Genomic DNA, 17,833 nt, shown 5'->3' on the forward strand with positions numbered 1-17,833 from the left:
GTGAATGTTGAGCTGGATTCAGCGTGCGGGATTCAGGAGCGAGTCCTGCCTCACCACACATCGACCCATGACGGGGAGAAAGCCGATGTCAGATACTTCCATGCGACAGCTCTTTCAGGACAATCGCGTCAAGGCCCTTTCGGCCGTGGCCGTGGTTGCCGTGATCTGGGCACTGTTCGCGCAATCCAGTGTCAGTTCCAGCAACGAGGCACGCGAGTCACTGCAGTCGCGTCTCGATTCGGTGCAGTCGGAAAACGAGGAACTCGAGACTCAGCTGGCGGAACATGAAGCGGCACAATCGGAGGTCGAGTCCCTCCAGGCGCGTACCGACGAGCTGGAGCAGCAGCGCCAGCAGGCCCAGGCGGAACTCGAGGAAGTCACGGCCAAGGTTGAGCAGGCCCGCGGCGAACTGGAAGAAGCCAATGCCGCGCTCGAGCCCGTGCAGAGCCAGGTCCAGGAGGCCGAGCAGAAGCTGGAAGAGCAGCAGGCGTCTCTGACGAGTGTGCAGCAGGAGCTTGAAGAGGCCACACAGGCACGTGACGAGGCCCTGAGTGCGCGTGATGAAGCCGTCGAGGCGCGTCAGCAGGCGGAGGAGCGCAAGGCCAGCCTGGATGAGCAGCTTGCCGAGCTGGAAAAGCAGCAAGGTGAACTGAACTCCAGGGTGGAAAGCCTGACCGAGGAGCGCGAGCAGCTCCAGGCGCAGCGTGATGAGGCCAGCCAGGCACTCGAAAGCGTCAAGAGCGACCTGAAGTCGAGCCGTGACGAGCTGGCCAACCTCGATGCCAAGGTGGATACCCGCAGCCAGCAATTGGCCAGCCTGAAGAGCGATCTGGCCGCATGGCGGGACAGGCTCTCCGACCTCGGTAGCGATGCCCAGTCCGGCGATGAAGCAGCGGCGTCCTCCAGCGAGTCCGACGCGGGCGAGCAGGGCGATACCCAGTCCGAGTCCGGCGGCGATGCCGCGGCGTCTTCCAGCGAGTCCGATGAGGGCGAGCAGGCTGACAGCCAGTCCGGCGGGGAAGCCGCGGCGTCCTCCAACGAGTCCGACGCGGGCGCGCAGGGCGACAGCCAGTCCGGCAGTGATGCCGCGACGTCTGCCAGCGATTCCGACGCGGACGAGCAGGGCGACAGCCAGTCCGGCAGTGATGCCGCGGCGTCTTCCAGCGATTCCGACGCGGACGAGCAGGGCGACAGCCAGTCCGGCAGTGATGCCGCGGCGTCTTCCAGCGAGTCCGACGCGGGCGAGCAGGGCGACAGCCAGTCCGGCGGGGAAACCGAGTCGTCCGCTGCGGAGGCAGACGACGCGGCGCCATCCGAAGACGAGGCCTCGACTCGCAACCGCGAACAGGAATCGGCTCAGGAAGTCTGACGTCGGATCCCGAGGCGACTCGAAGGGCGCGCTCTTGGCGCGCCCTTCGTCGTTTTCAGGCATCCCGCAAGATTGCGTGCCGCCGTCAGGTGGCAGGTATACTGTTCGATGTTCCGGCCCTTGCAGGGGCCGGCCCCAAGCATTGAAAGGAGCGAGTCGTGATCGAAGGGGTCAAGCATATTGTTGCCGTGGCATCCGGCAAGGGGGGCGTCGGTAAGTCCACCGTGACCGCCAACCTGGCACTGGCCATGGCGGCCGAAGGATATCGTGTGGGCGTGCTGGACGCCGACATCCATGGGCCCAGCCAGGCTCGCATGCTGGGGGTTGCCGATGATGCGCGGCCCGAGACGGCCGGTGAAAAACGCCTCAAGCCCCTAGAGGCCCACGGGCTGCAGACGATGTCCATGGCCTTCATGGTGGATATTCGTGAACCCACGGTGTGGCGTGGGCCTATGGTTGCCGGGGCCTTTCAGCAGCTGCTGACGCAGACCGTCTGGGATGATCTCGATGTCCTCTTCATCGATATGCCGCCCGGTACCGGCGATGTTCAGCTGACGCTGGCGCAGAAGGTGCCAGTGGATGGTGCCGTGATCGTCACCACGCCACAGGACATTGCCCTGCTGGATGCGCGCAAGGGCATCGAGATGTTTCGCAAGGTCAATGTGCCGTCTTTCGGTGTGGTCGAGAACATGAGCCTGCATGTCTGTACCCAATGCGGGCACAGCGAGCCGATTTTCGGCGAAGGCGGTGGGGAGAAGATCGCCCAGGAATATGACACCCGCCTGCTGGGCCGCTTGCCGCTGACCCTGGGGATTCGCGAACAGGCGGATAGCGGCAATCCCACCGTGGTAGCCGAGCCCGATGGCGAGGTGACGCATACCTTCCGCGACATGGCCCGCCAGGTGGCCGAGCAGCTGGGCAAGCCGGTGGATGATGGCCCGGAGATCTCGTTCAGCGAGTGAAGGTCGTGACGGCGGGCGCCGCGACGGCTATCATGTGCGGCGCCCGGCCGTGAGCGGCCGGGCCCTTCACCCTTTACCCGGCAGGACCTTCCCATGAGCATCAAATCAGATCACTGGATACGCCGCATGGCCGCAAGCGACGGCATGATCGAGCCATTCGAAGCCGATCAGGTGCGTTATGTGAACGACCAGCGGGTGATCTCATACGGAACATCCAGTTACGGGTATGACGTGCGCTGTTCCGATGAATTCAAGGTGTTCACCAACATCCACTCGGCGGTCGTCGACCCCAAGGGCTTCGATGAAAAAAGCTTCGTCGACGTCAAGGGGGATGTCTGCGTGATCCCGCCCAATTCCTTCGCTCTGGCGCGGACCATCGAGTACTTTCGGATCCCGCGCAGCGTGCTGACCATCTGCCTGGGCAAGTCGACCTATGCCCGCTGCGGCATTATCGTCAACGTGACCCCGCTCGAACCCGAGTGGGAAGGTCATGTGACCCTGGAGTTCTCCAACACCACCAACCTCCCGGCGAAGATCTACGCCAATGAAGGCGTGGCGCAGATGCTCTTCCTGGAATCCGACGAGGTCTGCTCGACCTCCTACAAGGACCGCGGCGGCAAGTACATGGGGCAACGCGGCGTGACACTGCCGAGGACCTGATACCGGCCCGGCCTTCGGCCGGGAACTGGAAGTTTGAAGAGCGCGGCTGGCGCCGCCTCGAGAGCGAAGAGCGGCGCTGCGAGCGATCCAGGAATGAAGAGGGAAGAACGGCGCTGCGCGCGATCCAGGAATGAAGAGGGAAGAACGGCGCTGCGCGCCTTGAAGAGGGAAGAAAACCCTTGACACCACTGTGGTCGGACGTACGCTTCCTTCTTCCTTCTTCCTTCTTCCTTCTTCCTTCTTCCTTCTTCCTTCTTCCTTCTTCCTTCTTCCTTCTTCCTTCTTCCTTCTTCCTTCTTCCTAGAGCCCTTCGTCCAACTCCTCGGCGGCGTCTTCGTGGGAGAGTCGCATGCCGGTGGGTGGCAGGCTGATGCCGTCCATGGTGATGTGGTCGCCGGTCAGTTGCAGGCGGCCTTCCAGGAACCAGTTGACGGCAATCGGCAGGATCAGGTGTTCGCGAGCCTGTACCTTGTCCTTGAGGCTTTCCAGGCCATCGTCGGCGTCGACGCGGACCGCGGCTTGCAGGGCGACTGGCCCGCCGTCCAGTTCCTCGGTGACGAAATGGACGCTGCAGCCATGTTCGCTCACGCCGTCCTCGAGCGCCCGGTCATGGGTATGCAGGCCCTGATAGGCCGGCAGCAGCGACGGATGGATGTTGAGCATCCGGCCCAGGAAGCGCTGTACGAAGCGTGGTGTCAGAATGCGCATGAAGCCGGCCAGCACGACCAGGTCGGGTTCATGGCGTTCGATGACCTTGATCAGCGCGCCGTCGAAGGCCTCGCGACTCTCGTATTCGCGATGCGGCAGGGCGACTGCATCGATGCCGGCATCGCGGGCGCGCTTGAGGCCCTGGGCATCCGCCTGGTTGGAGACCACGGCGACGATCTCACCGCCCAGGCGGTCATGTTCCTGGGCTTCGATCAAGGCCTGCAGGTTGCTGCCGGTACCGGAAATCAGCACCACGATGCGCCGCGCGTCGGCGGGCTCGGGGGTGAAGTCCTGGAGCGTGTCGCTCGGGTAGTCGGTGTCGCTCATTCGTTCAGGTTCTCCAGCTGGACTACTTCGTCATCCTCGCCACGCGCCACGATCTGGCCGATGCGGTGAACCGTCTCGCCCTGGGCCTGGAGGTGGGCGCGCGCCTGGTCGGCACGTTCGGCGGGGACGGCCAGGACCATGCCGATGCCGCAGTTGAGGACTCGATGCATCTCGTGTTCGTCGACATTGCCGTGTTGCTTGAGCCAGTCGAATACCGCGGGACGTTGCCAGCTGCTGGTATCGATGCGTGCGGCGGCTCCCTCGGGGAGTACGCGCGGCAGGTTTTCCAGCAGGCCGCCGCCGGTGATGTGCGACAGGGCATGGACCGGGATATCGGTTTCCTTGAGCAGCGACAGCAGCGGCTTGACGTAGATGCGGGTCGGTGCCATCAGGGCATCGCCCAGGGAGCGCCCGTCGAGCGCGGTATCCAACGAAGTCGCGTTGAGTTCGAGGATCTTGCGGATAAGCGAATAGCCGTTGGAGTGTGGCCCCGAGGACGTCATGCCGAGCAGTACGTCTCCCTCGCCGACAGCCTGGCCGTCGAGGATGCCGTCCTTTTCGACGACGCCGACGCAGAAGCCGGCCAGGTCATAGTCGTTGCCGGCATACATGCCCGGCATCTCGGCGGTTTCGCCACCGACCAGGGCACAGCCAGCCTGCTCGCAGCCCTGGCCGATGCCGGTGACCACGTCGGCGGCGATGTCGACATTCAACTGACCCGTGGCATAGTAGTCGAGGAACAGCAGGGGTTCGGCACCGGCGACCACCAGGTCATTGACGCACATGGCCACCAGGTCGATGCCGATGGTGTCGTGACGCTCCAGGTCCATGGCCAGGCGCAGCTTGGTACCGACGCCATCGGTGCCGGTGACCAGCACCGGCTCGCGATACCCGCTCGGCAGCTGGCAGAGGGCGCCGAAGCCGCCCAGTCCGCCCATGACTTCGGGACGCGTGGTGCGTTTGGCGACGCCCTTGATGCGGTCGACCAGGGCATTGCCGGCGTCGATGTCGACGCCGGCATCCTTGTAGCTGAGCGATGCGCCGTGCGGGCGCTGGGTGGAATCGGTCATGACCTGTCCTGTTATGAACATTGCTGTCGAAGGGCGCGACCCGCGATCTGGTCGTTGACTGGCGCCAGCGCGTCGCGGTGGGCAATATGGGCCGCAGATTGTAGCATCACCAGGCGTGGCACGCACCGCCACATCAGGCATCGCACAGGGAGAGCAGGATGCGTAGACAGGGTTGGATCGTCGCCATACTGGCGGCCATCGGGTTGTGGTTTTTCATCAGCATCGAGCCGGTGTTGATGCCGTTTTTCGTCAGCATGGTGCTGGCCTACCTCGGCGACCCGCTCGCCGACCGGCTCGAGGAACGGGGGTTATCCAGGCGCCTGGCGGTCTCGGTGGTATTCCTGCTGCTGATCCTGGTCATCAGTCTCAGCCTGGTGCTGGTGATTCCGGTGCTGGGCCGTCAGCTGGGCCAGTTCATCGAAGCGATACCGGCTATCCTGGGCTGGGTGCAGAGCACGGTGGTGCCGCATGTGCGTTCGGTGACCGGCCTGGATCTGAGCACCGATTTCGATCAGATGCGCCAGACCCTGGTCGACAACTGGAAGGAGACCGGGACCCTGGCAGCCACCCTGCTGGCCAAGGTGTCCAAGTCCGGCATGGCCCTGGTCGCCATGATCGGCAACCTGGCGCTGATTCCGGTGGTGACCTTCTACCTGCTGCTCGACTGGGATGACCTGGTGGCCAAGGTGCGCGGCGTGCTGCCACGCCGCTGGGAGCCGACCGTGGCGCGTCTGGCTGCGGAATGCGACGAGGTGCTGTCGTCCTTCTTGCGCGGCCAGCTGATCGTCATGCTGTGCCTGGGCGTGATCTATGCCGTTGGCTTGACGCTGCTGGGTGTCAGGTTCGGTCTGCTGATCGGCCTGTTATCCGGCCTGGCCAGCATCGTGCCGTATCTCGGCGTGATCGTGGGGATCTCGGTGGCCGGCCTGGTGGCGTTCTTTCAGTCCGGCGAGTTGTGGATGCTGGTCGGTGTGGCCGCGGTATTTGGCTTCGGCCAGTTCGTCGAGAGTATCGTCCTGCAACCCAAGTTGCTCGGCGACAAGATCGGCCTCCACCCGGTTGCCGTGATCTTTGCCGTCCTGGCCGGTGGTCAGCTGTTCGGCTTCACCGGCGTGCTGCTGGCGCTGCCCGTGGCGGCCATGGTCATGGTGGTGTTGCGTTATCTGCATGATCGCTATAAAAACAGCTCGCTGTATGATGCAGAGCGATCCGTATCCGACGAGGAGTCTCCATGAGCCGAGCACCCGCGCAGCTGCCACTGGGAGTGGGGCTGCGTGACGACGCCACTTTCGCCAACTTCCATCCGGGCCCCAATGCCACACTGGTGGCCTGCCTGAAGCGGCAGCTCGAGGCCGCCGGGGAACCCTTCGTCTATATCTGGGGAGGCGATGGCGTCGGACGCAGTCATCTGCTCCAGGCGGCCTGTCACGCGGCATCCGACCAGGACAGACGATCCCTGTATCTGCCCCTCGAAGAGCTCGGCCACTTCCCGCCCCTGATGCTCGAGGAGGTCGAACGGCTCGACCTGGTGGCCATCGATGACCTGGACAGGGTCGTGGGACGCAAACGTTGGGAAGAGGCGCTCTTCCATGCCTTCAATCGTCTGCGTGATGGCGGGCGACGCCTTCTCGTGGCCGCTTCCGCACCGCCACGCCAGCTGTCGGTCCAGTTGCCGGATCTGGCCTCGCGGCTGACCTGGGGCATGACGTTCCAGGTTCCCGGCCTGGATGACCAGGGGCGCCTCGAGGCCTTGCAACTGCGTGCCAGGGGGCGCGGCATGCAACTTTCCGATGAGGTCGCGCGTTATATTCTGCACCGTGGCCCGCGGCATCTGGAATCGATGTTCGAAGTGCTGGAGACCCTCGACCGAGCCTCACTATCTGCCCAGCGCAAGCTCACGATTCCGTTCGTCAAGCAGGCGCTGGACTGGTAGCCCGTTCACTCCTGGCGGCCACATAACCATTCGGTGTCGAAGCGGAAGGCGTTGAGAACGTCATCCTGGGTGAAGCCATGGTGGGTCAGGATGTCTTCCCATGCCTGGGTGTGGCGATAGTCCGTGAGTGCTTCATTGAAGGCGTCCCGCAATGTCTCGGCATCGTTGGGGAAGGCGAACCCACCCCAGCTGCGCACGATTTCTCCGTCCACCTTCGGGTCCTCGAAGCCCTCCGCCACCTCGACGTCCGGACTCTGCTCACCCAGTTGGCTGACCGTGAGGCCGGTGCCGGCATAGGCATCGGCGCGCCCGGACAACAAGGCCTCGATGGCCGCATCATTGGCAGTGACCGAGGTCAGGCGTGTGTCGGGGACGCCGAGCTCGCGGAGGATATCGAGCTGGGTTGCCCCCTGCAGTACGGCGACCTTGATATCGTCACGCTCTGCAAAGGCCTGGTAGCTGCGAATGTCTAGGGGGTTGGTGGCCTTGACCAACAGCCCCTCGCCATAAGAGGTGTTGGGCGTCGAGAAGAGCACGCGCTCACAGCGTTCGGGGCGAATCGCCATCTCGGCGGCAGCCATATCGAAGCGACCCTCTTCGAGGCCCGGGATCAAGTCACCGAAGGATGTGCTCATCCATTCGATGTTGTCGAGGCCCAGCTCGGCGAGTACGTGGCGCGCCACTTCAGGGCCGACTCCCTGAGCCTGTCCATTGTCATCCAGATAACCATAGGGCACTTCGTTGGCCACGGCGACTCGAATGCTGCCTGCCTGACGAAGCTCTTGCAGGGAAGCCCCCAGGGCGTTTGTCGCGCCAAGAGCGACCACCAGGGGCAGAGCCAGCCAGGCAAGGCGTGCATGGCTGATGACACCGCGGGGTGTATTGTTGTGCTGGCCCATTGATGGCTCCTCCGTTGCTACCACCGGCATGGTGGTACGCGACTCCTCTATTAAGGTAGATCGCTGGCCCGGAGGTTGCCATCAGGGAGCGGCTTAGCGGCTCAAGTCGATTTCACGGTGCTGTCCCTTGCCCAGACTGATTTCGTGAATCACGACCTGGCGCTGACCGCTGGCGGGGTTGACCAGGCTGCCGGACACATAGAAATCGCCACTGGGCAGGCCACGTAGCGTGAAATAGCCGTTGCCGTCGGTGCGGGTGGTATGGGTATAGGCGCGCGCCCGTGGATCGGCCCGTTCGACCGCGCGGCCGGCGAGGGCCTGCTCGGCGGCTTCCGCCGAATAGGTCGTGATCGGCGCGACCGAGATGGTTTCGCCGGCGCCGACGGCCGTGCCTGATGCCGTATCGAGCGTCAGTCGCCCGCTGAGAGCGGCAGAGCCGGACTTTTCCAGGGCGGCATACTGATCCTCGGGAAAGTCGACCTGGCGCGCCACTCGACCGCGATCGGACGGCGGGGGATCGGCTTCGGCGCTGTCTGTCCTGTCAGTACCCCGGTTGACGTCCGAGATCTCGATGGACTCGTCGCGTTGTGTCTCGCCGGAGTAGGGTGCCATCTGGCAACCGGCGAGTAGCATGGCGAGGGAAAGTCCCAAGAAGAGGTGTCGCATGAAGTCTCCTGGTGGCTGGGGCCCTGTGTGCCAGGAGAGCTTAACGCAAAAAGGCTACCGCCAGTAGCGGTAGCCCTTCATCGTCACGCGCGAGGCCGGGTTCAGGCCTTGCGAGTGGCCTTTTCGACGGACTCGGAAGCCTGCTTGACGTTGGCATCGGTCAGCTTCTGGCTTTCCTGAACGAAGTCCTGCTGCATGGAGACGACCTTTTCGGCGTCACCCTTGAAGCGCTCGGTCAGCTCCTTGGCGACCTTCTGCTGGCCTTCCATGTAGCTGCGCAGGCCTTCGGCATCCTTGACGTCGAGCAGCGAGCGGAGCTGAGCAATACCGGTCTCGGTATAGGCCTGGCCGGCGTCCATCTGGGCGCGCAGCATCTTCTCGGTGAAGTCCACGGACAGCGACGCATAGGCGCGAGCCGGACCGAAGAACAGAGACTCGAATTGCTCGCTAAACTGTTGGGTGTTGAAATCGCGCATCGTGTGAACCCTCCTGGGGTCGGTCTTCGTTGAAGGCCTGGGCGATTCGCCGATGCCTTCGCGTTGATGTTGCAATGCACAATAGCAGTGCTTTTTGTGCATTGCAACATAGGCCGAAGAATTTCTTTCGTCGCTCTCTTCGGCGTTCCCTCGAAGGGTCGGGTGGGCTCACTCTCGGTATGCCGGTGCCCGGGTTCCGGACGATGCCATCGGGACGCGTTATCAAAGACCTTGCATGCTCGGCCGGCCAGCGCCATGGTGAGCGGAGACTCTGTCGACAAGGAGGCGAAGATGACCGATACACGCATCGAGCGGGACAGCATGGGCGAACTGGAGGTGCCGGCGACGGCGCTTTACGGCGCCCAGACCCAGCGAGCCGTCAATAACTTTCCGGTATCCGGCCAGGCCATGCCGGCGGCCTTCATCCATGCCATCGCGCACATCAAGCGAGCTGCGGCCTGTGTCAATCGGGACCTGGGACTGCTCGATGAGCAACGCGCCGACGCCATCGTCGAGGCCACAGAGGCCATCATCGACGGACAGCATGACGATCAGTTCCCGGTGGATGTCTTCCAGACCGGCTCGGGCACCTCGAGCAACATGAACGTCAACGAGGTAGTGGCCCATCTGGCGAGTGGCGAGGGTCTGGAAGTCGGCCCCAATGATCACGTCAACATGGGGCAGTCGAGCAATGACGTCATTCCCACCGCGCTCCATCTCTCCGCGGCGCTGGAAGTGACCCGGGAGCTGCGCCCGGCACTCGAGTACCTGCGCAAGGCGATCGACAAGCGGGCCGTCGAACTCGACGGGGTGGTCAAGACCGGGCGTACGCATCTCATGGATGCCATGCCACTGCGCATGAGCCAGGAGCTGGGCGCCTGGTCGAGTCAGGTGGGCCAGGCCATCGAACGTCTCGACAGTGCCATGACGCGACTCTGCCGTCTGGCGCAGGGGGGCACGGCCGTGGGCACCGGCATCAATGCGCATCCGGAGTTTGCCGAGCGCATGGCGGCGCAGCTCAGCGAGCGCACCGGCCTGTCGCTGACGCCCAACGACAGCTTTTTCGCCAGCCTGGGCTCCCAGGATGCTGCCGTGGAGCTTTCCGGTCAGTTGCGCGGCCTGGCCTGCGTGATCATGAAGATCGCCAACGATCTGCGCTGGATGAATTCCGGCCCCCTGGCCGGACTGGGCGAGATCGAACTCGAGGCCCTGCAGCCCGGCAGCTCGATCATGCCCGGCAAGGTCAATCCGGTGATCCCTGAATCCGCCGCCCAGGCCGCCGCTCAGGTCATCGGCCTGGACACCGCCGTGAGCGTCGCCGGACAGAGCGGCAACTTCCAGCTCAATGTCATGCTGCCGATGGTGGCCAACAACCTGCTGTCCTCGATTCAGCTGATGAGCAATACTTCCGCCCTGCTGGCGGATCGGGCCATCGCGACCTTCAAGGTGCGTGAGGATCATCTGAGCGAACCCCTGTCGCGCAACCCCATCCTGGTCACGGCGTTGAACTCGGTGATCGGCTACAACGCCGCGGCGGCCATCGCCAAGCATGCCTACCAGGCCGGCCGCCCGATCATCGATGTCGCGGAGGAAGAGACCGATCTATCCCGCGAAGAATTGCAACGCCTGCTCGACCCCGCGGCCCTGACCCGAGGCGGGATACCCGAGTAAGCGGGCGCAGCCCGGGAGCGAAGAAGGAAGGACGGCGCCGTGCGCCTTCGTACGAGTGAAGAGGGAAGAACGGCGCGCGCGCCTTTAAGAGGGAAGAAAACCCTTGACGCCACTGTGGTCGGACGTACGCTTCCTTCCTTCTTCCTTCTTCCTTCTTCCTTCTTCCTTCTTCCTTCTTCCTTCTTCCTTCTTCCTTCTTCCTTCTTCCTTCAGTCTTCCTGCTCCCGGAGCTGTCCTTCGCGAATGGTGTCGCGGGCCTCCTGATGCTCCTGGCTGTCGGCTTGCGGGTTGTCGTGCTCGTCGGCACGCGAGGGGCGGTAGCAGAGGGTCGTGAGGATCGGGAAGTGGTCGGAACCGAAGCCGGGCAGGCGTTGCATGGCGCTCAGCGTGAAGTGTTCGCTGGAAAAGACGTGGTCGAGTGGCCAGCGCAGCACGGGGTAGCTGGCGTGAAAGGTGCTGAACATGCCGCGGCCGCGTCTCGGGTCGAGCATGCCGCTGACGCGACAGAAGCTGCGAGTGGTGCGCGACCAGGCCACGTCATTGAGGTCGCCGGCCACCAGCGTCGGGCCGGGGTCGGCATGAATCCGTTTGCCCACCAGCAGCAGCTCGGCGTCGCGCCATAGCGATTCCTTGCTCTCGCTGGGAGCGGGTGGGCGCGGGTGTACCGCATGGAGGTGGATGCTGTCACCGCAGCGCAGCTGGATCCCGGTCGAGATGGAGGGAATATCCTCCTGAATCAGTCGCTCGACACGCGGCGATAGCAGCGGCAGGCGGGAGTAGAGGTGCATGCCGTAGAGGTTGTCCTGGGGGATTCGAACGGCATGTGGCCAGTCTTCGGCGAGAGCCTCGTCGAGCTGCTGCTCCCACCAGGCGTCGGACTCCAGCGTCAGCACGACATCCGGCTGATATTGATGAATCATGGCGACCAGACCTTCGGCCTGGCGGTTGGGCGTCAGCACATTGGCGACCAGCAGGCGCAGGCAGCGATCCTCATGGCCGGGCTGGGCAGGCTGTACCTGTATCGGCCACAGGCGGGTCCAGGGCAGGATATGCACGACCTGTATCACCAGGGTGACAAGGCCACAGACCATGGCCAGCCAATGCCAGGGCGGCTCCACCAGTGGAGTGGCAACCAGACAGAGCAGGGCGAGGGCGGCGATCTGCAGGCGGGGAAACTCGCAACTGCGAATGCCCCACCAGTGCATCGGCAGGTGTGCCACCAGAGTGGCCGCCAGCAGCAAGACGGCCAGTAGCGTGATGAGGATGGACAGCACGGCATTTGCTCCCTGTCGGTGCCATGACGATATACAACGAGCATACCGCGGATATCGTAGTGATGGGAAAGTCGCCGTGTTGTTGGTTATCGAACTTGTGGTCGTGCTAGCTAGAGCACCTTGCTCCGTAGCAGGCCGGTCAAGGCCTCGCCGATAAGGACGAGGGCAATGATGGCAATGAGGATGGTGGCCACGGTAGGCCAGGCGAAGGTGTCGATAGCGCCCTGGAGGATCACGCCGATGCCGCCGGCACCGACCAGGCCGAGTACGGTGGATTCGCGAATGTTGATGTCCCAGCGCAGGATGATGATGGCGAAGAAGGCCGGCATCACCTGGGGGACCACCGCGTAGGCGATGACCTTGGGCTTCGAAGCGCCGGTGGCCTGCATGGCCTCGACCGGTCGCTTGTCGATCTCCTCGATGGCCTCACCCATCAGTTTGCCGATGAAGCCCACCGAGCGGAACATGATGGCCAGAATGCCGGCCAGCACGCCGGGGCCGAAAATGGCCACGAACAACAGGGCCCAGATGATGGTGTTGACGGAGCGACTGGCTACCAGGATGAAGCGGCCAAGCCACAGGCAGGCACGATTGGGAGTGGTGTTCTGGGCCGCGATGTAGGAGACCGGCAAGGCGATGAAGATGGTCAGCATGGTGGACAGGGTCGCGATATGCACGGTCTCCAGCATGGCGGCGACGATGGCGCCGAGGCGCGTCGGGTCGGGGGGCCACATGCGTGCGCCCAGGTTCGAGATCTGGTTCGGGGCATCCCAGACCCAGGGCCAGAAGATATCGATGTCACGGACCGCCCAGACGACTGCCATTGTCACGGCCAGAAGGACGGCATAGCGAATCAGCTGCTGGCGATGATCGTAACGGCGCCACACCCGATCGGCGGTATGCTCGGCGTGTTCTTCTACCATAAACGTTTCCTCACCCAGCCACTGATACCTTCACTGACCAGGATCACGGCGATGATGACCAGCAGGATGGCGAAGGCAAAATCATAGTCGTAGCGCCCGAAGGCATTCATCAGGGTGCTGCCGATGCCACCGGCGCCGACGATACCGACCACCGCGGAAGCGCGCAGGTTGCTGTCGAGCTGATACATCGACAACCCGACCTGGCGGGGCAGGATCTGTGGGAAGACGGCATAAAAGAGAGTGGCCAGATAACCTGCGCCGGAGGCACGCACGGCCTCTACCTGACCCCAATCGATCTCTTCGATCTCCTCGGCGAGCAGCTTGCCGACGAAACCGATGGAGTAGAGCGTCAGGGTCAGGATGCCGGCGAGCGGGCCGAAACCCACGGCGGCAACGAACAGGATTGCCACGATCACCGGGTGGAAACTGCGCGACACGATGATGACTGTCCGGCCCAGAAGGTAAACGGGGAGTGGTGCGGTATTGCGCGCCGCCATGATGGCGAAGGGGATCGACAGGGCAACGCCGAGCAGGGTGGCCAGGATGGCGATCTGCAGGCTCTCGACGAAGCCCGTCAGCAGCAGGTCGGCACGCGAGAAATTCGGCGGGAAGCCCCCGCCGAAGATGCGTGCGGAACGTGGCAGGCCCTCGGCGATACGCTGCCAGTTGAACGGCAGGGTGGCGAAGGCCCAGACGAGATATGTCGCGGTAACGGCCAGGATGCCGTAACGCAGCCAGGGGTTGGCGATAAAGGGCGGCTTGCGCCAGGTGCGGGGCGTGTCAGAACGACTCATGGGGCTCCTCGCGATGCCGTTCGGGCGCCGGCGCGCTGGGCTCATCCGAGGCTTCGATGCCGCCGTAGACGGCCTCGAGAGCGTCATGGGTGAAATCATCGGGTCGGCCGTCGAAGATCATCTTGCCATGACGCAGGCCGACGATGCGTTCGGTGTAGGTCTTGGCCTGGCCAACGTTGTGGATGTTGATCAAGACCGGCAGGGACAGCTCTCCAGCCAGTTGCTGCAGCAGTATCATGATCTGTTCGGATGTACGCGGATCGAGTGAGGCCGTGGGCTCGTCGGCCAGGAGTACCTCTGGCTCCTGCATCAGGGCGCGTACCACACCCACGCGTTGACGTTCGCCGCCGGACAACTCATCGGCTCGCTTGTTGGCATAGTGGGCAATGTCGACCCGTTCCATGAGCTGGAAGGCCCGCTCGATGTCCGAGTCGGGGTAGCGCCGCGTCACGGCCTGGAAGAGGTTGACGTAACCCAGGCGGCCAGCAAGCACGTTTTCCATCACGGTGAGGCGGTCGATGAGGTTGAAGCCCTGAAAGACCATGCCGATACGGCGGCGGGCGCGTCTTAGCTCGGCACCCTTCAGGTCGACCAATTCGTGTCCATTGAGCCGGATCGAGCCGGAGCTCGGTTCGACGAGACGATTGATGCATCGCAACATGGTGCTCTTGCCGGCCCCTGAGGCGCCGACGATGGCGACAACACTGTTGCCTTCCACGGCCAGGTCCAGGCCGGTGAGAACCGGCGCGTCCTGGCCATATCGCTTGGTCAGGCCAGAGATTTCGAGCATGGTGGCGTCCGGATGAATACCTGAATGCAGGAAACAAGTGAGTGGGCGGCTGGTAGGGCCGCCCGTGATTGAACTCGTGAACTCGTCTTACTGCAGGTTGTCGGGGGTATACTCGACGCCGTTGGCAGTCTGGATGGTACGGATGACCTTCCAGTTGTCCTGATAGTTGATGGGGATGAACTTCTCTACGCCGTCGAACTCTTCGCCGAGCTCGGTGCCTGCGAAGTCGAAGGTAAAGAATGCCTCTTCGATCTTCTCGACCAGTTCGGGGGCCAGATTGTGGGCATAGGTATAGGACGTGGTCGGGAAGGGGTCGGACTCGTAGAGAATCTTCACGTCATCAGGGTCGTACAGTCCCCGATCGGCCATACGCTCGACGACTTCCGAAGCCACCGGGGCGGCATCGTAATCCTGAGCTACCACGCCCAGCATCGACTGGTCATGGCTACCCGAGTAGAGCACTTCATAATCCTCGCCGGGCACGATACCGAGGTCGGGGAACAGGGCTCGCGGGGCTTGATTGCCCGAGTTCGAGGTGGGCGAGGTGTGTGCCACGCGCTTGCCCTTGAGGTCCGTGACCTCGTCGATGCCCGAGTCGACATGGGTATACAGCTGCAGGGTGTAGCCGAAGCGTCCGTCGTCGGACCCCATCAGGGCGAAGGGCACAGCGCCGGCCAGGTTGACCGCGAAGGGAGTGGGGCCGGTAGAGAACCCGGCAACATGCAGGCGTCCACTGCGCATTGCCTCGACCTGGGCAGAATTGGACTGCACGGCGAAGAAGCGCACATCGCGGCCGGTCACGTCTTCCATGTGTTCGATGAAGGGTTGCCAGATATCCGAATAAATCGCCGGATCCTCGACCGGGGTATAGGCGAAGATCAGCGTTTCAGGATTGGCCCATTCGGACTCATCTTGTGGTCGATCGGCGACCAGATCGCCATTATTGTCGCAATAGATGGAATCCAGGTCACCGTGGGGGCAGTCTTCCTGTGCCATGGCGGGGCCAGTGATCAGCAGCAGGGGGAGAAAGGTGAACGCGGCCAGCGCAGGCCGTGCCGCAGAAGCGGGGATGCGTCGCATGGCGTACCTCGATGATTGTTGTTATAAAGTGGAGTGTTTTTCGAAAATTGACATTGACGTATTTTTTCGAAAGCCTCTGTCTGTAATCTAGGGTTTGTGACAGTTCAATGTCAAACACTTTACCGCCTGGCTCGTCGAGCTTGCGTCATCGCTACCTGCTGATGCGGCATGGTCATAGCGAAGCGAATCAGCAGGGGCGCATCGTGAGTTCGCCGTGTCGGGGCGTTGCTTCATTCGGCCTGTCCGACCGGGGACGGAAAGAGGTGGACGAGAGCCTGGTGGCCTGGCGCTGGGCCACGCCAACACGGGTCGTGCATTCCGATTTTCTGCGCACGACCCAGACGGCCCAGCGAGTGGCGGAGTGGTTCGATGTCGGGGCCGTTGTCGACCGGCGTCTGCGCGAGCGGGATTTCGGTGAACTGGAGGGGCAGTCGGACGCGCGTTATGCCGAGGCCTGGGCCCGCGACGCCCTGGATGCCGGGCATCAGTGCCAGGGGGTCGAAGCCGTCGATCGGGTGGCCGGGCGCCTGTTGGCGGTCATCCGGGATCTGGAGCAGGCGTCATGCGACGAGTGTGTACTGCTGGTCAGTCACGGCGACCCCTTGCAGATCCTCCTGACCGCCCTCGAGGGGCGTGATCTCCGACAGCATCGCGACCGGGTTCTCATGCAGCCGGCGGATGTGGTGGCCTGGCCGCCGCCGGTCAGGCAATGGCCGTGAGCCTGGCCCGTTGCAGATAGCGGGCGAGCCGCTGGTGCTGCTCGGTGGTCAGCCGCAGGGCCAGCTTGGTGCGTCGCCACAGGATATCTTCCGGCAGGCGTGCCCATTCGTGTTCCACCAGGTAGTCGACTTCGGCGGCCGTCAGGCCGGCACCGAAGGCCTCGCCCAGGTCTTCCTCGCGTCGTGCGCCCTGCAGAAATGCCAGGCAGAGACTGCCGTAACTGCGTGCCAGACGCGCTGCACGCGCGCGACCCAGAAAGGGGTAGTCGGCTTCCAGGCGGGCCGCGAAACTGGCCTGATCCTGGATATCGCCGCCGGGCAGCACAGCATCCTTGGTCCAGGGCTCACCCATGTTCGGGAAGTGCGCCGCCAGCGCGTCCAGCGCCGCCTCGGCGAGCTTGCGGTAGGTGGTGATCTTGCCGCCGAAGATCGATAGCAGCGGTGCGCCCTGGTCGTCGTCCAGGTCCAGGGTGTAATCACGGGTCATGGCGGCAGGGTCGGCGGATTCGTCGTCACACAGGGGACGTACGCCGGAGAAGGTGCGCAGTACATCCCCGCGCTCCAGGGGCGTGGCGAAGTGCTCGTTGACCACCTCGAGCAGGTAGTCGATTTCCTCCTCGCTGGCTTCGATCCGGGAGGGATCCCCCTGATATCGACGGTCCGTGGTGCCGATCAGGCTGAAATCATCCTCATAGGGCAGCACGAAAACGATGCGCTGGTCGCTGTTCTGCAGGATATAGGCCCGCTCGTCGACGTTGAGGCGCGGCACGATCAGGTGACTGCCCTGAATCATGCGTACCCCGTAGCGGGATGAGCGCTGAGTCTGGTCGCGCACTACGCTGTCCACCCAGGGGCCGGCGGCGTTGACCAGGGCCCTGGCATATCGGCGCTGGCGGTGGCCCGTGTCGCGATCCTCGAGCTCGATTTCCCAGTACTGCTGCCGGTCCCGGGCGGATACGCAGCGACTGCGCGTCATGACTTCGGCACCGTGCTGACGGGCCTGCATGGCGTTGAGCACCACCAGTCGCGCATCATCGACCCAGCAATCCGAGTACTCGAAACCGCGACGGATGTCCGCTTTCAATCCCTGGTGCGCGTCCAGGCGAATGCCTCGCGAACCGGCGAGCGTCTGACGCTTGCCCAGGTGGTCGTAAAGGAAAAGGCCGGCACGCAACATCCAGGCCGGGCGCAGGTGAGCCCGGTGAGGCAGCACGAAACGCAGCGGACTGATGATGTGCGGTGCCTTGGCCATGAGGACTTCACGTTCGCGCAGGGCTTCGCGGACAAGCCGGAATTCGTGATGTTCCAGGTAGCGCAGACCACCGTGAATCAGCTTGCTGCTGGCCGAGGAGGTGGCGCTGGCCAGGTCGGCCTGTTCGCACAGGGCGACGCCGAGGCCTCTACCCGCAGCATCGGCGGCAATGCCGGTACCATTGATTCCGCCACCGATGACAAACAGATCCAGGATGTCGTCCTTGGTAGGGTGCATCGTGCCAGCTCCGACCGGCGAGC

Annotated in this window: 18 protein-coding genes; 7 read left to right on the top strand and 11 right to left on the bottom strand. The window is 63.6% G+C overall.

Annotated elements, in window-relative coordinates; translation table 11 throughout:
- Nucleotides 1-85: 85 nt before the first annotated feature.
- The 3 genes from QWY79_RS00890 (at nt 86) to dcd (ending at nt 2,991) form a co-directional block, all read left to right on the top strand.
- Nucleotides 86-1,369 (top strand): coiled-coil domain-containing protein, encoded by a 1,284-nt coding sequence (locus QWY79_RS00890; protein ID WP_290268958.1) that lies wholly within the window; start codon nt 86-88, stop codon nt 1,367-1,369.
- Between the two features lie 161 nt (nt 1,370-1,530).
- Nucleotides 1,531-2,331 (top strand): iron-sulfur cluster carrier protein ApbC, encoded by an 801-nt coding sequence (gene apbC / locus QWY79_RS00895; RefSeq protein ID WP_290269118.1) that lies wholly within the window; start codon nt 1,531-1,533, stop codon nt 2,329-2,331.
- A 93-nt stretch (nt 2,332-2,424) separates the two neighbouring features.
- Entirely contained in the window at nt 2,425-2,991 is a 567-nt protein-coding gene (gene dcd, locus QWY79_RS00900; RefSeq protein ID WP_141318178.1) for a dCTP deaminase, read from the top strand.
- Nucleotides 2,992-3,291: 300 nt separating this feature from the next.
- On the opposite strand, the gene purN is transcribed toward dcd, so the two are convergent.
- Nucleotides 3,292-4,026, bottom strand: coding sequence for a phosphoribosylglycinamide formyltransferase (purN, locus tag QWY79_RS00905; protein ID WP_290268962.1), 735 nt, complete (start codon nt 4,024-4,026; stop codon nt 3,292-3,294).
- The gene (purM, locus tag QWY79_RS00910) at nt 4,023-5,096 is read right to left on the bottom strand and encodes a phosphoribosylformylglycinamidine cyclo-ligase (RefSeq protein WP_290268964.1); all 1,074 of its coding nucleotides are present in this window, start codon (nt 5,094-5,096) and stop codon (nt 4,023-4,025) included. Before purM ends, purN begins: the two co-directional genes overlap by 4 nt.
- A gap of 158 nt (nt 5,097-5,254) precedes the next feature.
- Between purM and QWY79_RS00915 the strand changes: the two genes are divergently transcribed.
- Both QWY79_RS00915 and hda read left to right on the top strand, forming a co-directional pair.
- Nucleotides 5,255-6,331 carry an AI-2E family transporter gene (locus QWY79_RS00915; protein ID WP_290268966.1) on the top strand — a complete coding sequence of 359 codons (1,077 nt, stop codon included), beginning with the start codon at nt 5,255-5,257 and terminating at the stop codon, nt 6,329-6,331.
- Nucleotides 6,328-7,029: a DnaA regulatory inactivator Hda gene (gene hda, locus QWY79_RS00920; RefSeq protein WP_290268968.1), complete on the top strand. Its 702-nt coding sequence runs from the start codon at nt 6,328-6,330 to the stop codon at nt 7,027-7,029. Before QWY79_RS00915 ends, hda begins: the two co-directional genes overlap by 4 nt.
- A gap of 5 nt (nt 7,030-7,034) precedes the next feature.
- Here hda and ehuB read toward each other — a convergent pair whose 3' ends face one another.
- The 3 genes from ehuB to QWY79_RS00935 all read right to left on the bottom strand — a co-directional run bounded on the left by ehuB (nt 7,035) and on the right by QWY79_RS00935 (nt 9,070).
- On the bottom strand, nt 7,035-7,928 hold the full coding sequence (gene ehuB, locus QWY79_RS00925) for an ectoine/hydroxyectoine ABC transporter substrate-binding protein EhuB (protein ID WP_290268971.1): 894 nt from the start codon (nt 7,926-7,928) through the stop codon (nt 7,035-7,037).
- Between the two features lie 93 nt (nt 7,929-8,021).
- Entirely contained in the window at nt 8,022-8,594 is a 573-nt protein-coding gene (locus QWY79_RS00930; RefSeq protein ID WP_290268973.1) for a carboxypeptidase-like regulatory domain-containing protein, read from the bottom strand.
- A 101-nt stretch (nt 8,595-8,695) separates the two neighbouring features.
- Nucleotides 8,696-9,070 carry a phasin family protein gene (locus QWY79_RS00935; protein ID WP_290268975.1) on the bottom strand — a complete coding sequence of 125 codons (375 nt, stop codon included), beginning with the start codon at nt 9,068-9,070 and terminating at the stop codon, nt 8,696-8,698.
- Between the two features lie 291 nt (nt 9,071-9,361).
- On the opposite strand from QWY79_RS00935, the gene QWY79_RS00940 reads away from it, so the two are divergent.
- Nucleotides 9,362-10,741 carry a class II fumarate hydratase gene (locus tag QWY79_RS00940; protein WP_290268977.1) on the top strand — a complete coding sequence of 460 codons (1,380 nt, stop codon included), beginning with the start codon at nt 9,362-9,364 and terminating at the stop codon, nt 10,739-10,741.
- Between the two features lie 209 nt (nt 10,742-10,950).
- Here the strand turns inward: QWY79_RS00940 and QWY79_RS00945 are convergent, their stop codons facing one another.
- The 5 genes from QWY79_RS00945 to phnD all read right to left on the bottom strand — a co-directional run bounded on the left by QWY79_RS00945 (nt 10,951) and on the right by phnD (nt 15,602).
- On the bottom strand, nt 10,951-12,015 hold the full coding sequence (locus QWY79_RS00945) for an endonuclease/exonuclease/phosphatase family protein (RefSeq protein ID WP_290268979.1): 1,065 nt from the start codon (nt 12,013-12,015) through the stop codon (nt 10,951-10,953).
- Between the two features lie 110 nt (nt 12,016-12,125).
- The gene (gene phnE, locus QWY79_RS00950) at nt 12,126-12,938 is read right to left on the bottom strand and encodes a phosphonate ABC transporter, permease protein PhnE (protein ID WP_290268981.1); all 813 of its coding nucleotides are present in this window, start codon (nt 12,936-12,938) and stop codon (nt 12,126-12,128) included.
- The gene (gene phnE / locus QWY79_RS00955; protein WP_290268983.1) at nt 12,932-13,732 is read right to left on the bottom strand and encodes a phosphonate ABC transporter, permease protein PhnE; all 801 of its coding nucleotides are present in this window, start codon (nt 13,730-13,732) and stop codon (nt 12,932-12,934) included. Before phnE (QWY79_RS00955) ends, phnE (QWY79_RS00950) begins: the two co-directional genes overlap by 7 nt.
- Nucleotides 13,719-14,522 carry a phosphonate ABC transporter ATP-binding protein gene (gene phnC / locus QWY79_RS00960; RefSeq protein WP_290268985.1) on the bottom strand — a complete coding sequence of 268 codons (804 nt, stop codon included), beginning with the start codon at nt 14,520-14,522 and terminating at the stop codon, nt 13,719-13,721. Before phnC ends, phnE (QWY79_RS00955) begins: the two co-directional genes overlap by 14 nt.
- 87 nt (nt 14,523-14,609) lie before the next feature.
- Nucleotides 14,610-15,602: a phosphate/phosphite/phosphonate ABC transporter substrate-binding protein gene (phnD, locus tag QWY79_RS00965; protein WP_290268987.1), complete on the bottom strand. Its 993-nt coding sequence runs from the start codon at nt 15,600-15,602 to the stop codon at nt 14,610-14,612.
- Between the two features lie 203 nt (nt 15,603-15,805).
- Here phnD and QWY79_RS00970 point away from each other — a divergent pair, with 203 nt between their 5' ends.
- Nucleotides 15,806-16,321 carry a histidine phosphatase family protein gene (locus QWY79_RS00970; RefSeq protein ID WP_435389738.1) on the top strand — a complete coding sequence of 172 codons (516 nt, stop codon included), beginning with the start codon at nt 15,806-15,808 and terminating at the stop codon, nt 16,319-16,321.
- Here QWY79_RS00970 and glpD read toward each other — a convergent pair.
- Nucleotides 16,305-17,810, bottom strand: coding sequence for a glycerol-3-phosphate dehydrogenase (glpD, locus tag QWY79_RS00975; protein ID WP_290268991.1), 1,506 nt, complete (start codon nt 17,808-17,810; stop codon nt 16,305-16,307). The genes QWY79_RS00970 and glpD overlap by 17 nt on opposite strands.
- Nucleotides 17,811-17,833: the final 23 nt, after the last annotated feature.

It is taken from the genome of Halomonas sabkhae (assembly GCF_030409265.1).
GTDB classification, from domain to species: Bacteria; Pseudomonadota; Gammaproteobacteria; order Pseudomonadales; family Halomonadaceae; genus Halomonas; species Halomonas halmophila.

Bases quoted from the DNA above. Each gene is read 5' to 3' on its own strand.
- phnE (WP_290268983.1), bottom strand. From the start codon at position 13,732: ATGAGTCGTTCTGACACGCCCCGCACCTGGCGCAAGCCGCCCTTTATC.
- QWY79_RS00940 (WP_290268977.1), top strand. From the start codon at position 9,362: ATGACCGATACACGCATCGAGCGGGACAGCATGGGCGAACTGGAGGTG.
- glpD (WP_290268991.1), bottom strand. From the start codon at position 17,810: ATGCACCCTACCAAGGACGACATCCTGGATCTGTTTGTCATCGGTGGC.
- phnE (WP_290268981.1), bottom strand. From the start codon at position 12,938: ATGGTAGAAGAACACGCCGAGCATACCGCCGATCGGGTGTGGCGCCGT.
- phnC (WP_290268985.1), bottom strand. From the start codon at position 14,522: ATGCTCGAAATCTCTGGCCTGACCAAGCGATATGGCCAGGACGCGCCG.
- ehuB (WP_290268971.1), bottom strand. From the start codon at position 7,928: ATGGGCCAGCACAACAATACACCCCGCGGTGTCATCAGCCATGCACGC.
- QWY79_RS00935 (WP_290268975.1), bottom strand. From the start codon at position 9,070: ATGCGCGATTTCAACACCCAACAGTTTAGCGAGCAATTCGAGTCTCTG.
- QWY79_RS00890 (WP_290268958.1), top strand. From the start codon at position 86: ATGTCAGATACTTCCATGCGACAGCTCTTTCAGGACAATCGCGTCAAG.
- purM (WP_290268964.1), bottom strand. From the start codon at position 5,096: ATGACCGATTCCACCCAGCGCCCGCACGGCGCATCGCTCAGCTACAAG.
- QWY79_RS00930 (WP_290268973.1), bottom strand. From the start codon at position 8,594: ATGCGACACCTCTTCTTGGGACTTTCCCTCGCCATGCTACTCGCCGGT.
- phnD (WP_290268987.1), bottom strand. From the start codon at position 15,602: ATGCGACGCATCCCCGCTTCTGCGGCACGGCCTGCGCTGGCCGCGTTC.
- purN (WP_290268962.1), bottom strand. From the start codon at position 4,026: ATGAGCGACACCGACTACCCGAGCGACACGCTCCAGGACTTCACCCCC.
- dcd (WP_141318178.1), top strand. From the start codon at position 2,425: ATGAGCATCAAATCAGATCACTGGATACGCCGCATGGCCGCAAGCGAC.
- QWY79_RS00915 (WP_290268966.1), top strand. From the start codon at position 5,255: ATGCGTAGACAGGGTTGGATCGTCGCCATACTGGCGGCCATCGGGTTG.
- hda (WP_290268968.1), top strand. From the start codon at position 6,328: ATGAGCCGAGCACCCGCGCAGCTGCCACTGGGAGTGGGGCTGCGTGAC.